The 12,623-nt window shown below is 71.0% G+C and carries 15 protein-coding genes; all 15 read right to left on the reverse strand.

Annotated elements, in window-relative coordinates; genetic code table 11:
• Positions 1-26: 26 nt before the first annotated feature.
• The 15 genes from IE153_RS09965 to IE153_RS10035 all read right to left on the reverse strand — a co-directional run bounded on the left by IE153_RS09965 (position 27) and on the right by IE153_RS10035 (position 12,460).
• A complete protein-coding gene (locus tag IE153_RS09965; RefSeq protein WP_189589391.1) occupies positions 27-566 on the reverse strand; it encodes an adenine phosphoribosyltransferase in 540 nt (179 codons plus the stop codon).
• A complete protein-coding gene (secF, locus tag IE153_RS09970) occupies positions 563-1,678 on the reverse strand; it encodes a protein translocase subunit SecF (RefSeq protein WP_189589392.1) in 1,116 nt (371 codons plus the stop codon). Before secF ends, IE153_RS09965 begins: the two co-directional genes overlap by 4 nt.
• 1 nt (position 1,679) lies before the next feature.
• Positions 1,680-3,440, reverse strand: coding sequence for a protein translocase subunit SecD (secD, locus tag IE153_RS09975; protein WP_189589393.1), 1,761 nt, complete (start codon positions 3,438-3,440; stop codon positions 1,680-1,682).
• Between the two features lie 132 nt (positions 3,441-3,572).
• Entirely contained in the window at positions 3,573-4,064 is a 492-nt protein-coding gene (yajC, locus tag IE153_RS09980; RefSeq protein ID WP_189589394.1) for a preprotein translocase subunit YajC, read from the reverse strand.
• 185 nt (positions 4,065-4,249) lie between these two features.
• The gene (gene ruvB, locus IE153_RS09985) at positions 4,250-5,320 is read right to left on the reverse strand and encodes a Holliday junction branch migration DNA helicase RuvB (RefSeq protein WP_189589395.1); all 1,071 of its coding nucleotides are present in this window, start codon (positions 5,318-5,320) and stop codon (positions 4,250-4,252) included.
• 45 nt (positions 5,321-5,365) lie between these two features.
• The gene (ruvA, locus tag IE153_RS09990; protein WP_189589396.1) at positions 5,366-5,971 is read right to left on the reverse strand and encodes a Holliday junction branch migration protein RuvA; all 606 of its coding nucleotides are present in this window, start codon (positions 5,969-5,971) and stop codon (positions 5,366-5,368) included.
• Positions 5,968-6,507 (reverse strand): crossover junction endodeoxyribonuclease RuvC, encoded by a 540-nt coding sequence (gene ruvC / locus IE153_RS09995; protein WP_175431467.1) that lies wholly within the window; start codon positions 6,505-6,507, stop codon positions 5,968-5,970. The genes ruvA and ruvC overlap by 4 nt, the downstream gene beginning before the upstream one ends.
• Before the next feature lie 197 nt (positions 6,508-6,704).
• Complete coding sequence (locus IE153_RS10000) at positions 6,705-7,457, reverse strand: YebC/PmpR family DNA-binding transcriptional regulator (RefSeq protein ID WP_031104466.1); 753 nt, start codon at positions 7,455-7,457, stop codon at positions 6,705-6,707.
• A 48-nt stretch (positions 7,458-7,505) separates the two neighbouring features.
• On the reverse strand, positions 7,506-8,114 hold the full coding sequence (gene pdxT / locus IE153_RS10005) for a pyridoxal 5'-phosphate synthase glutaminase subunit PdxT (protein WP_189589397.1): 609 nt from the start codon (positions 8,112-8,114) through the stop codon (positions 7,506-7,508).
• Between the two features lie 13 nt (positions 8,115-8,127).
• Complete coding sequence (pdxS, locus tag IE153_RS10010; protein WP_030843057.1) at positions 8,128-9,033, reverse strand: pyridoxal 5'-phosphate synthase lyase subunit PdxS; 906 nt, start codon at positions 9,031-9,033, stop codon at positions 8,128-8,130.
• A gap of 136 nt (positions 9,034-9,169) precedes the next feature.
• Positions 9,170-9,712, reverse strand: a complete 543-nt coding sequence (locus IE153_RS10015; RefSeq protein ID WP_185009149.1) for a LemA family protein — start codon at positions 9,710-9,712, stop codon at positions 9,170-9,172.
• A gap of 56 nt (positions 9,713-9,768) precedes the next feature.
• A complete protein-coding gene (locus tag IE153_RS10020; RefSeq protein WP_229828956.1) occupies positions 9,769-10,200 on the reverse strand; it encodes a lasso peptide biosynthesis B2 protein in 432 nt (143 codons plus the stop codon).
• On the reverse strand, positions 10,197-10,430 hold the full coding sequence (locus IE153_RS10025; RefSeq protein ID WP_229828957.1) for a lasso peptide biosynthesis PqqD family chaperone: 234 nt from the start codon (positions 10,428-10,430) through the stop codon (positions 10,197-10,199). Before IE153_RS10025 ends, IE153_RS10020 begins: the two co-directional genes overlap by 4 nt.
• 1 nt (position 10,431) lies before the next feature.
• Positions 10,432-12,267 carry a lasso peptide isopeptide bond-forming cyclase gene (locus IE153_RS10030; protein ID WP_189589398.1) on the reverse strand — a complete coding sequence of 612 codons (1,836 nt, stop codon included), beginning with the start codon at positions 12,265-12,267 and terminating at the stop codon, positions 10,432-10,434.
• A 52-nt stretch (positions 12,268-12,319) separates the two neighbouring features.
• On the reverse strand, positions 12,320-12,460 hold the full coding sequence (locus IE153_RS10035; protein WP_158761618.1) for a keywimysin-related RiPP: 141 nt from the start codon (positions 12,458-12,460) through the stop codon (positions 12,320-12,322).
• Between the last annotated feature and the right edge of the window lie 163 nt (positions 12,461-12,623).

A 12,623-nucleotide genomic window follows, 5' to 3' on the forward strand; every position in this document is an offset into this window, starting at 1 on the left:
CGGTGTCCGCCGGGACGCCGTGGTCGCTAGACCGTGAGCAGCGCCTCCAGCGGGGCGCCGTTCAGCGCCGGCTCCAGGCGGGCGCGGCCGCTCAGGAAGCCGAGCTCCATGAGGACGGCGAGACCCGCGACCTCGGCACCGGCCCGGCGGATGAGCTGGACCGATGCCTCGGCGGTGCCGCCGGTGGCGAGGACGTCGTCGACGATCAGCACACGGTCCCCGGCGGTGAGGTCCTCGGCGTGCACCTCGATCTCCGCCGAGCCGTACTCCAGGTCGTAGGCCTGGGCGAGGGTCGCTCCGGGGAGCTTGCCCGCCTTGCGTACGGGGATGAAGCCGAGCCCCGCCCGGACGGCGACCGGGGCGCCGAGGATGAAGCCGCGGGCCTCCAGGCCGATGACCTTGGTGGCGCCGGTGCGCTCGGCGATCTCGGCGAGGGTGTCGGTCAGGGCCGTGAACGCCGCCGGGTCCGCCAGGAGCGGGGTGATGTCCTTGAACATCACGCCCGGCTCCGGGTAGTCGGCCACGTCGCGGATGCGGCTGAGCAGCAGCTCCTTGATGTCGGTCATCGGCGCTTCCCCGAGGGGCGGCCGCGGCCACGCGTGCGCGAGGCCGGCTGGTTGCGCGGCCCGACCACCGCGGGTGCGGCGTCCTCGGGCTCGTCCGCGTACGCCTCGTCGTCGCCCTGGACCTGGGTCTCGCCCTTGGCGGCGGCCTGGGCCCGCTTGGCGAGGACGCGCTTCTTCAGGGCCTTCATCGCCGGCTCGCGCTCCTTGAGGTCGGCGACGAGTGGCGTGGCGATGAAGATCGAGGAGTAGGCACCGGCGGCGAGGCCGACGAACAGCGACAGGGAGATGTCGTTCAGCATGCCGGCGCCGAGGACACCGCCACCGATGAACAGCAGGCCCGCGACCGGCAGCAGCGCGACCACCGTGGTGTTGATGGAGCGGACCAGGGTGCTGTTGATCGAGCGGTTGGCGACGTCGCTGTAGGTCCAGCGGGTCTGCTTGGTGAGGTCCTTCGTCTGTTCCTTGAGGCTGTCGAACACCACGACCGTGTCGTAGAGCGAGTAACCGAGGATGGTCAGCAGACCGATCACCGTGCCCGGTGTGACCTCGAAGCCGACGAGGGCGTAGATGCCGACGGTGATGGTGATGTCGTGGATCAGCGCGACGAACGCGGCCAGCGCCATGCGCCACTCGAAGGCGATCGCCAGGTAGATCACCACGAGGATCAGGAAGATGCCGAGGCCCTGCCAGGCCTTGTTGGCGATCTGTTCGCCCCAGCTGGGACCGACCAGTTCGGCGTTGATCTGCTCCGCGTCGACCTTGAGGTCGTCCGAGAGCTGATTCTTGATCTGGTTGGCCTTGTCGGTCTCGATGCCCGCGACCTGGATGCGCAGGCTTCCGTCGCCGAGCTCCTGGACGATCGCGTCGTGACCGGAGGCCGTTTCCGCGTACTCCTCGGCCTGGGACACCGAGACGCTCATGTTCTTCGGGGTGGTGAAGACGGCACCGCCCTGGAACTCGATGCCCATGTTCAGGCCGCGCACCGCCAGGCCGACGATGGCCGTGATGGTGATCAGGATCGACAGGCCGTACCAGATCTTGCGGTTCTTGACGAAGTCGTAGCCGATCTCGCCACGGTGCAGCCGGGCGCCGAGGTTGCCGAGTTTCGACATCTCACGCCTCCTTCGTCTCGACGGGGGCGGAGGGACGGCGGGTGCGGCGCAGTGGCGGCTGGACACCCAGGCTCTTCGGGTCCAGGCCGGACCACTTGTGGCCGCTCGCGAAGAAGGTGCGACGGGCCAGCAGCGTCAGCAGCGGCTTGGTGAAGAGGAAGACCACCACCACGTCGAGCAGCGTGGTCAGGCCGAGCGTGAAGGCGAAGCCGCGCACCTTGCCGACGGTGACGATGAAGAGCACCGCGGCGGCGAGGAACGACACGAAGTCGGAGACCAGGATGGTGCGCCGGGCTCGAGGCCAGGCCCGCTCGACGGCGGGGCGCAGCGTACGGCCCTCGCGGATCTCGTCGCGGACGCGTTCGAAGTAGACGATGAACGAGTCCGCCGTGATGCCGATGGCGACGATGGCACCGCAGACGGCCGGCAGGTTCAGCGCGAAGCCGATGGCCGGGCCGAGCAGCGACATGAGTGTGTAGGTGAGGGCGGCGGAGACCAGCAGCGAGAGGACCGCGACGAACGACAGACCGCGGTAGTAGGCCAGCAGGTAGATGACGACCAGCGCCAGACCGATCGCTCCGGCGATCAGGCCGGCCTGCAGCTGGTCACCGCCCAGCGCGGCGGTCACGGTCGTCATGCTGTCGACCTTGAAGGTCAGCGGCAGCGCACCGTAACTCAGCATGTTGGACAGTTCCTGGGCGGACTGCTGGTTGAAGTTGCCGGAGATCTCGGCGTTGCCGCCGGTCAGGGCCTGATTGACGGACGGGTCGGAGACCACGTCGCCGTCCAGGACGATGGCGAACTGGTTCTGCGGCGGCTGGTTCTGGGCCAGCTTGCCGGTGATGTCGCCGAACTTCTTGGCGCCGGCGTCCGTGAAGTCCATCGTGACCGTCCAGCCGGCACCGGTCTGGGTGTTCAGGACGGCCTGGGCCTTGTCGACGTCCGTGCCGTCGACCTCGGCGGGGCCGAGGAGGTACTTCTGCCACTGGCCCCCTGAGTTCTTGCCGCAGGCCAGGGTGGGCTGGGAGGCCTTGACGCCGTCGCCCACGGTGGAGCGGGTCTTGGTGTCCGTGCAGTCGAGCTTGGCGTACTTCGCCTGCAGCGCGTTCGCGTCGGCCTCGGCGGAGCCGCCGCTCGCCGACGGGGAGGGGCTGGCCTTGTCCGGGGCGCTCGCGGACGGCGTAGCGTCGGCCTTCAGCCCGTCGGTGACCGCGCGGCCCTGGGTGGTGGGCGTGGCGGACGGCGAGGCCGAGTTCTTGTCGGTGGCCGCGGGCTTGTCGCTGGCCGCGGCGGACGGCTTGCCCGAGGGGCTGCCGGTGGGGCTCGGGGAGGGGCTGGTCGCGCCCTTGCCGCCGGAGACCTCGGTGGCGATGACCGGGCGGAAGTAGAGCTTGGCGGTGGTGCCGACCTGCTTGCGGGCCTGCTCGGAGTTGGTCCCCTTGGGGATGTTCACGACGATGTTGTCGCGGCCCTGCGTCTGGACCTCGGCCTCCGAGACGCCCAGACCATTGACGCGGCGCTCCATGATGGAGACGGCCGTGTCCATGTTGGTCTTGTTGATCGCCGACTCGTTGCCGGCCTCGGGGACCGCACGGAGCGTGATGCTCGTACCGCCGGCAAGGTCGATGCCGAGTCGCGGCTTCGTGTGCCCCGAGGCGAACATCCCCCCGGTGAGCGCCACGATGGCGATCAGGATCAGGGCCAGCGAGCGCCCCGGCTTGCTCTGGGCGCTCGCGCTCCGGCCCTTTTTAGGTGTGGCCACCTTCTCGTACTCCCTCTCGGGCCACCTCGCTCCGGATCGGCGGACGGGCGGCCATGACATGGTGTCGGGATTCCGTGCGAGCTGGGCGTGTCCCGGGGTGCGCGGGCCCTGCCCGCGCACCCCGGGACACGACTACTTCGCCTCGGAGTCGCCGTCGGTCTTCTTCGGCTCTGCGTCCGTCTTCGCCTCGGCGGCCTCGTCGGCCGGCCCGTCGGCCGCGTCCTTCTTGCCGAGGTCGACGGCCTTGTCCTCACCGGGGGCGTCGGCGGCGGACTCGCCGGTCGCGGTGAGGGAGGAGGCGTCGTCCGGGACGATGTCGGCGTCGGACTTCAGGTCGTGCTCGACGCCGTGAACGATGCGGTTGTACTCGTCGTCGGTGAGGACGGCGCCGATGGCGTTCTTGGCGAAGAGGAGATCGACGCCGGGACCGGCGTCGACGAGGACGGTGTCCTCGTTCACTTCCTTGACCGTGGCGTACATGCCCCCGATGGTGCGGATACCGCTGCCGGGCTGCATCTGGTTCCGCATGTCGGCGGCCTGCTGCTGCTTCTTCTTGGCCGACCGGGTCATCAGGAACATGGCCCCGATGAGCACGATGAACGGGAGGAGGGTCAGGAGACTCACGGGTCGGTACTTCCTTCACACGACCGCGCTGTGAGCGGCCAGCTGGTTGGGGGTATGTACGCCGCCGACAAAGGCGGCATCGGCGGAGTCTAAGCGAGTCCGCGCGCATGGAACAACGCTCAGCATGGCACCGGGGTTCCCCTTGCGGCCACTGACCTCGCCGCCCCGAAGGCGTGACGGAGGCGTCACGCCCCGAACAGGTCCCCTTGTCCGTTTCCGGCGCTCTGGGAGCGTGGCGGGGTGAGGCCGAGATGCGCCCATGCGGCGGGGGTGGCGACCCGGCCGCGGGGGGTCCGGGCCAGCAGGCCCTCCCTGACGAGGAAGGGCTCGGCGACCTCCTCCACCGTCTCACGTTCCTCCCCCACCGCGACAGCGAGCGTGGAGAGGCCGACCGGACCGCCGCCGAACAGCTTGAGCAGGGCTTCCAGCACACCCCGGTCGAGGCGGTCGAGGCCGCGCGCGTCCACCTCGTACACGGCGAGGGCCGCCGCGGCGATGTCCCTGGTGATCAGGCCGTCGGCCTTGACCTGCGCGTAGTCGCGGACGCGGCGCAGCAGGCGGTTGGCGATGCGGGGCGTGCCGCGGGAACGTCCGGCGATCTCGGCGGCGCCCTCCGGCTCGATCTCGACTTCGAGGAGGTTGGCCGAGCGGTGGATGACCCGCTCCAGTTCGGCCGGTTCGTAGAACTCCATGTGCGCGGTGAAACCGAAGCGGTCGCGCAGCGGGGGCGGCAGCAGGCCGGCCCGGGTGGTGGCGCCGACCAGGGTGAAGGGGGGCAGCTCCAGCGGGATGGCCGTGGCGCCCGGGCCCTTGCCGACGATGACGTCGACGCGGAAGTCCTCCATCGCCATGTACAGCATCTCCTCGGCGGGCCGGGACATGCGGTGGATCTCGTCGAGGAAGAGGACCTCGCCCTCCTGGAGCGAGGAGAGGATCGCGGCGAGGTCGCCGGCGTGCTGGATGGCGGGGCCCGAGGTGATGCGGATGGGGGCGCCCATCTCGGCCGCGATGATCATCGACAGGGTGGTCTTGCCGAGGCCGGGGGCCCCGGAGAGCAGCACATGGTCGGCGGTGGCCCCACGCGCGCGTGCGGCGCGCAGCACGAGGTCGAGCTGCTCGCGGACCTTCTCCTGGCCGATGAACTCGTCCAGGTCCTTGGGGCGCAGGGCGGCCTCGACGGCCTGGTCCTCACGGTCGGCGACGGAGTCCACCAGCCGCTCGGCGGCGTCGGCGTCGGTGGTGTCGTCCCAGTTCATGGAGTGTGCCTCGGAATCTCGGTACGGGGGTGCGGACGGCTCGGACTAGCGGGCGCGGTTCAGCGTCTGCAGGGCCGCCTTCAGCAGCTGGCCCACCTGGGGCGTGCCCTCGGCGGCCTCGGCCTGCGGGGCCACGGCGGTCACGGCCTCGTCGGCCTCCCGGGTCGTGTACCCGAGGCCGATCAGGGCCGCGTGCAGCTGGTCACGCCAGCCGCTGCTGACCGGTGCGCCGACGGCGGGTGCACCGACCGGCGCGCCGAGCCGGTCCTTCAGCTCCAGGAGCAGTTTCTGCGCGCCCTTCTTGCCGATGCCGGGGACGGCGGTGAGGGCCTTCTCGTCCGCGGTCGCGACGGCCCGGCGCAGGGCGTCCGGACTGTGCACGGCGAGCATGGCCTGGGCGAGGCGGGGGCCGACGCCGCTGGCCGTCTGGAGCAGCTCGAAGACCTGCCGTTCGTCGTCGTCCGTGAAGCCGTACAGGGTGAGGGAGTCCTCGCGGACGACCAGGGAGGTGTGCAGCTTGGCCGGCTGGCCCATGCGGAGCGTGGACAGCGTGTTCGGCGTGCACTGGACGGCCATGCCGACGCCGCCGACCTCGACGACGGCGGTGTCCGGAGCGAGTGCGGCCACTGTGCCGCTGACGAAGGCGATCATGCCGTCCGGCCTTTCGGTGCTTTGGCGGTGTGCAGGGCGACGGCCTGCTGGAGTCGGTTCTGCGCGGGGGCGCGCCAGATGTGGCAGATGGCGAGGGCGAGGGCGTCGGCCGCGTCGGCGGGTTTGGGCGGGGCGCTGAGCCGGAGCAGGCGGGTGACCATGGCGCCCACCTGTGCCTTGTCGGCGCGGCCGCTGCCGGTGACGGCGGCCTTGACCTCGCTCGGGGTGTGCAGCGCGACGGGGATGCCGCGGCGGGCGGCGCAGAGCATGGCGACGGCGCTGGCCTGGGCCGTGCCCATCACGGTACGGACGTTGTGCTGGCTGAAGACGCGCTCGACCGCGACGAACTCGGGCCGGTGCTCGTCGAGCCACTGCTCGATGCCCTGCTCGACGGCGACGAGACGGTGGCCGAGGTCGGCGTCCGCGGGCGTGCGGACGACGCCGACGCCGATCATCGTGAGCGGCCGTCCGGCGACGCCCTCGACTACGCCGACACCACACCGGGTCAGTCCCGGGTCCACCCCCAGCACGCGCACGCGCCCTCCCCTTTGTGCGGCTGAACCGCCGCCGCTCTCGCGAACCTGGCTGAGCACCGTCGTGCTTCCTCGATTGAGGGTCGCGGTCCGTGGACGGTGATCTTTGGCTACGCCAGGCTATCCGCTGCCACCGACAACGACAGCGGGCCGGAAGACGTATGTCCCCGGCCCGCCGAGATCGCGGCATTCGCGGCGCGTTACGCGTCGACCTTCTCCATGACCTCGTCGCTCACATCGAAGTTGGCGAAGACGTTCTGCACGTCGTCGCTGTCCTCCAGCGCGTCGATCAGCTTGAAGATCTTCTTGGCGCCTTCCTCGTCCAGCTCGACCTGCATGGTCGGGACGAAGTTGGCGTCGGCGGAGTCGTAGTCGATGCCGGCGTCCTGGAGGGCCGTGCGGACCGCGACCAGGTCGGTGGCCTCGCTGAGGACCTCGAAGCTCTCGCCGAGGTCGTTGACCTCTTCGGCGCCCGCGTCGAGCACGGCGCCCAGCACGTCGTCCTCGGACAGCTCGCCCTTGGGGACGATCACGACGCCCTTGCGGTTGAACAGGTACGACACCGAGCCGGGGTCGGCCATGGAGCCGCCGTTGCGGGTCATGGCGACGCGGACCTCGGAGGCGGCGCGGTTGCGGTTGTCGGTGAGGCACTCGATCAGCACCGCGACACCGTTGGGGCCGTAACCCTCGTACATGATCGTCTCGTAGTCGGCGCCGCCGGCCTCGAGGCCGCCGCCGCGCTTGACCGCGGAGTCGATGTTCTTGTTCGGGACCGACTGCTTCTTCGCCTTCTGGATGGCGTCGTAGAGAGTGGGGTTGCCCTCGATGTCGACGCCGCCCATCCGGGCAGCCACCTCGATGTTTTTGATCAGCTTCGCGAAGAGCTTGCCGCGCTTGGCGTCGATCACGGCCTTCTTGTGCTTCGTCGTAGCCCATTTAGAGTGGCCGGACATCTGCCTGTCTCCTTCGCGTAACCCATCTCAGCAACGAACGCAGGAATCCTACAAGGATCCGGCTGTCCGGTTCGCCCGCACCATGTCGACGAACAGGGCGTGGACGCGGTGGTCGCCGGTCAGTTCCGGGTGGAACGACGTGGCCAGCGCGGTGCCCTGGCGGACCGCGACGATGTGGCCGTCGTGCTCGGCGAGAACCTCGGCCCGGGCTCCGACCGACTCCACCCAGGGGGCGCGGATGAAGACGCCCTCCACCGGGTCGCCCTCGATGCCCTGGACGCCGACGGCCGCCTCGAAGGACTCGTTCTGCCGGCCGAAGGCGTTGCGGCGCACGATCATGTCGATGCCGCCGAGGGTCTCCTGGCCCGAGCGCGGGTCGAGGATCTTGTCGGCGAGCATGATCATGCCGGCGCAGGTGCCGTAGACGGGCATGCCGTCCCGCACGCGCGCGCGGAGGGGCTCCATCAGGCCGAACAGCACGGCCAGCTTGGAGATGGTGGTGGACTCGCCGCCGGGGATGACGAGGCCGTCGACCTCGGCGAGTTCTTCGGGGCGCCGCACCGGCCTGGCCACGGCATCGGCCGCGGCCAGGGCGACGAGGTGCTCCCGTACGTCGCCCTGGAGGGCCAGGACGCCTATGACGGGGGTGTCGCTCATGGATTCCTGTGCCTTACCAGCCGCGGTTGGCGTAGCGCTCGGCCTCGGGGAGGGTGTCGCAGTTGATGCCGACCATGGCCTCGCCGAGGTTGCGGGACGCGTCGGCGATGATCTTCGGGTCGTCGTAGAAGGTGGTGGCCTTCACGATGGCGGCGGCGCGCTTGGCCGGGTCGCCGGACTTGAAGATGCCGGAGCCGACGAAGACGCCCTCGGCGCCGAGCTGGCGCATCAGGGCCGCGTCGGCCGGGGTGGCCACGCCGCCGGCGGAGAACAGCACGACGGGAAGCTTGCCGAGCTCGGAGACTTCCTTGACCAGCTCGTACGGGGCGCGCAGCTCCTTGGCGGCGGCGTACAGCTCGTTGTTGTCGTAGCCGCGCAGGCGGGCGATCTCGTTCTTGATCTGGCGCAGGTGGCGGACGGCCTCGACGACGTTGCCGGTGCCGGCCTCGCCCTTGGAGCGGATCATGGCCGCGCCCTCGGCGATGCGGCGCAGGGCCTCGCCCAGGTTGGTGGCGCCGCAGACGAAGGGGGTGGTGAAGGCGAACTTGTCGCTGTGGTTGACCTCGTCGGCCGGGGTGAGGACCTCGGACTCGTCGATGTAGTCGACGCCGAGGGACTGCAGGACCTGGGCCTCGACGAAGTGGCCGATGCGGGACTTGGCCATGACCGGGATCGAGACGGCGTCGATGATGCCCTCGATCATGTCCGGGTCGGACATGCGGGCGACGCCGCCGTCCTTGCGGATGTCGGCGGGGACCCGCTCCAGGGCCATGACGGCGACGGCGCCCGCGTCCTCGGCGATCTTGGCCTGCTCCGGCGTGACCACGTCCATGATCACGCCGCCCTTGAGCTGCTCGGCCATGCCGCGCTTCACTCGGGCGGTGCCGGTCTCGGGAGCCTGGTTTTCGGAGATGGACACGGGTGACCTCGCTGATGGGAAAGGGGGTTTCTGCAGCACTGAGGAAACGTGAGAGAACCAGGCCACAGCAAGGGCCAATGAGAACGCCGTGGATCCTTTTGCGACGGACGGCCGGAAAACGACAGGTGAACGGGGCTCAGGCGGCCCGGTCCACCAGGGCCGCCGGAGGCTCGTCGTCCATTTCGAAGGCCATCGGGAAGGGCGCGTGACCGGCCAGGCGGAACCAGCGCACCTTTCGGTGCCGGCGCAGGGCCCGGGCCGCGCGTACGGCGTCGTTGTGGAAGCGCCGGGCCATCGGCACCCTGCGGACCGCCTCGGTGAGTTCCCGCGCCGCCTCCTCGCCCCCGGGCGCCTCCCGCACCGCCTCCACCTGCGGGGCCTCCCCGAAGACGGCCCGCAGCGCCTGGCTCAGTTCGCTCTCGGCCACCTCCCGCTGCTCCTCCTCGGCCTGCCGGGCGGCGTGCGCGGCCTCGTACAGCACGATCGAGGCGGCCGGGTCGAGGACCCCCGACGTCGCGAGCTCCTGCGCCACCGAGGCGCGCCGCAGCAGCTGGGCGTCCAGGGCCGCGCGGGCGGCGTCGATCCGGGCGTGGAGGCGGTCGAGCCGGCCGGCGGTCCAGCTCAGGTAGAGCCCGATCGCGACCAGGGCGACGGCGATCCAGATGAGAGTGGTGGTCACGGGCGGCAAGGCTAGCGGCACGAGGGGCCCCGCCGTTCGCCCCGCCCCGCCCGTGATCAGCGGTTGCGGTCCTCCGCCAGGGGCGGGATGGAGATCAGTGTCTTGAAGTGCCCCTTGGGGTGGCCCTCGCCGACGAGTTGCCGCTCCGCCTCGACCCAGGCGTGGGCCGCGAAGGGGTGGGTGCGCACCCCGGTGCACCAGGTGGGCCAGGCACCGCGCATGCGGCAGAGCAGGGCGGTGGCGATGGAGCGCTGCAGGCAGCCCTGCCCGGCGCAGCGCAGACTGACGGACACGACCTCCTCGCGGGCTCTGAGCGCCTGCGCGGCCGTCGCGGGTGCGGCGCCCCGGCGGGCGAACTCCAGGACGGTGCGCAGCCGGGCGGGTCTGACCTTGGCCAGCAGTCGGGCGACGCCCACGGCCAGCAGGGGCAGGACCCGGCGATGCACAGGGAGACGGCGGCGTTCGGCCAGCGCGACGGGCATGCTCACGAGATCACCAGTTCCGAGCCGCGCAGTCGCTCGATCACGGCGCTCACGTCGCGTTCGGCCTGCTGGGAGTCGATCCCGTACCGGCTCGCGAGTGCGGTGGCGATGGCGGCGGGCTGGTGCCCGTCGAGCAGTTCGCGCAGCACGTGGGCGCCGGTGTTGTTCAACTGCCAGTAGCGGCCGGTGCGTTCGTTGAGCAGGACCGTGCCGTCGTCGGTGTCGGTGGTGCTCACGTCAGGGTGCAGGCGCACGGGCGTCGAACCTCCAGGCAGGGGTGGGGCGGGTGGCGGCGCGCAGCCAGGTCTCGCAGCCGATCAGGGGTTCCAGGGCGATCCTCGTGGAGTTGTCCGGCTGGGGTGCGAGCAGCCGGGTGCGCAGTTCCGCGGGGTCGATCAGGCCCCGGGCGGCCAGGGCCGAGTCGTCGAGCATCTCCAGGATCGCGGGCAGGTTGCGGCGCAGCCCGCTGTTGGCCTCGTCGCTGAACTCGCCCTTGGTGGAGCGGCCCAGCACGGGCTGCGGGACGATGCCGCGCATCGCGTCGGCCAGCAGGGGCTTGTAGCGCCAGGGGCCGGCGTGGTCGTGGGCCCGGACCGCCAGGACCGCTTCCACCACGCGGTCGTCGAAGAAGGGCGAGTCGAGCTGTACGCCGTCGTCGGCGAACACGCGGGCCAGTTGCCGGTACCAGGGGGCGGCGGTGCGCACGGCCAGGAGCGACTGGTGTTGTGCCAGGTCGCCGGAGAGCGGCTGTACCCGGGTCGCGGTGTCCCGGAGGGCCTCTCGGGCGGCCTCGATCGCGGTGCCGGTGGCCCAGGACGGTGCGCGCAGCGTCCACAGTCCCCACCCGAGTGCGGGTCGGCGTTTGGGCGGGGGCGGGTCGGTGAGCCGGTCGGCCTGGCTGCGCCACCAGGCGGCTTCGTCACCGGGGCGGGTCAGCGCGGCCAGGGTCGGCAGGACGGGCCAGCGGCTCAGCGCGGCGTATCCGCGCACGTGCCGCAGGGCGGTCAGCGGACGGTGGCGGAGCAGTCCGTGGAGGTAGCCGGGGAACGGGGTGAACAGTTCGTCGCCGCCGTGTCCGGCGAGGTGTCTGCGCGATCCGGTGCCGGCCAGCAGGCGGGCCGTGTGCCGGGTGCGGGCGAGGGTGCGGGCGAACGGGTAGGGCCCCTCGGTGTCCACCGGCTCGTCGCAGTCGGTGAACAGGGAGGGGAGGTCGCCGGGAGGGACCACGAGGTGCTCGGCCCGGTCGAGGGCGCCGATGGCGTGGGTGGCGAAGGCGGCGTCGTCGTTGCCCGCCTCGGCCTCGCCCCAGCGGAACGTCACCAGGTCGGGCGTGCGCCGGGCGGCGAGGAAGCACAGTGAGGTGGAGTCCATGCCGCCGGACAGGTCCGTGCTCAGCCGGCCCCGCTCGGGCGCGCGGTCGTCGAAGGCCGAGGTGAGAGCCTGCCGCACCGCCTCGGCGCCTGCCGTCAGGGTCAGTTCGGGGGCCGGCGGCCGCCACCAGCGTGTCTCACGGATCCGCTCGTGTTCCCACACCAGGCAGTGGTCCGGGGGAAGCGCGGACATGCCGGCCCAGAGGGGCCGGTCGCCCAGCGGAGGCGGCAGGAACCCGCCGGTGGCCACGCGCAGGGCCAGCGCCTGTTCGTCGATCCCGGCACCGGTCATCGCGGCGAGTACATCGGCCCGGTCGGCTGCCACCTCGACCTCGTTCGTCCGGGTGCGGAACACCCGGCGCAGTCCGGTCGCGCTGCCCTGGAAGCGAACCTCCCCGTGGGCCGAGACGACCAGGTGGCAGGAGCCGGGGAGGGACGTGGCGAGCGCGTCCGCGTCGGACACCGTCCGTATACGGGCGGCCAGTTCGGAGAGCCGGGCGGCGGGGACGGGGCAGACCCCGACCACCGCCACCCGCACCGGGCCCGCGGTGACCACCGTGATCTCGCCGGTGGACCAACGGCCCACCAGCCACGGCCGCCCCGAGGCGTGCGCGTACTCCTGCGGCGACGCCCACGGCACGGCCGCGCGGACGGCGGCCGCCGCTGCCGTGTCCGGCAGGACCACGAACCCGGTGCTGCTCATCTGCTCATCTCTCCGAGCGTGCTCGTGCCGGCGAGAGCCGGCGAGACGACTGTCAGAAGCCGCCCGAGTAGTGACCGAAGATGTCGTTGCCCCAGCCGATGAAGCCCAGGGTGTCCTCGTTGAACTCTCCGACCTCGGTCAGCGTCGGCGGGGCGTACGGCTCGGCGGTCGTGAGCTCGATCTGCTCGTCCACAACATCTCCTCCCGTTACAAGGGGCAGCCGGTCAGCTACCCATTGCACCGTACATTCGATATTGATTCATGATCCATCGGTTTTCACTCAAGTCCCGGCAGCCACTTCGCACACTCGAGCGACACGGAAAGATCACGGGTGATCTGCGCAATCGATCATTCGG

The organism is Streptomyces massasporeus (assembly GCF_014648995.1).
Classification (GTDB): Bacteria; Actinomycetota; Actinomycetes; order Streptomycetales; family Streptomycetaceae; genus Streptomyces; species Streptomyces massasporeus.

Bases quoted from the DNA above. Each gene is read 5' to 3' on its own strand.
- IE153_RS09965 (WP_189589391.1), bottom strand. From the start codon at position 566: ATGACCGACATCAAGGAGCTGCTGCTCAGCCGCATCCGCGACGTGGCC.
- secF (WP_189589392.1), bottom strand. From the start codon at position 1,678: ATGTCGAAACTCGGCAACCTCGGCGCCCGGCTGCACCGTGGCGAGATC.
- ruvB (WP_189589395.1), bottom strand. From the start codon at position 5,320: ATGAACTGGGACGACACCACCGACGCCGACGCCGCCGAGCGGCTGGTG.
- ruvA (WP_189589396.1), bottom strand. From the start codon at position 5,971: ATGATCGCCTTCGTCAGCGGCACAGTGGCCGCACTCGCTCCGGACACC.
- IE153_RS10000 (WP_031104466.1), bottom strand. From the start codon at position 7,457: ATGTCCGGCCACTCTAAATGGGCTACGACGAAGCACAAGAAGGCCGTG.
- pdxT (WP_189589397.1), bottom strand. From the start codon at position 8,114: ATGAGCGACACCCCCGTCATAGGCGTCCTGGCCCTCCAGGGCGACGTA.
- IE153_RS10030 (WP_189589398.1), bottom strand. From the start codon at position 12,267: ATGAGCAGCACCGGGTTCGTGGTCCTGCCGGACACGGCAGCGGCGGCC.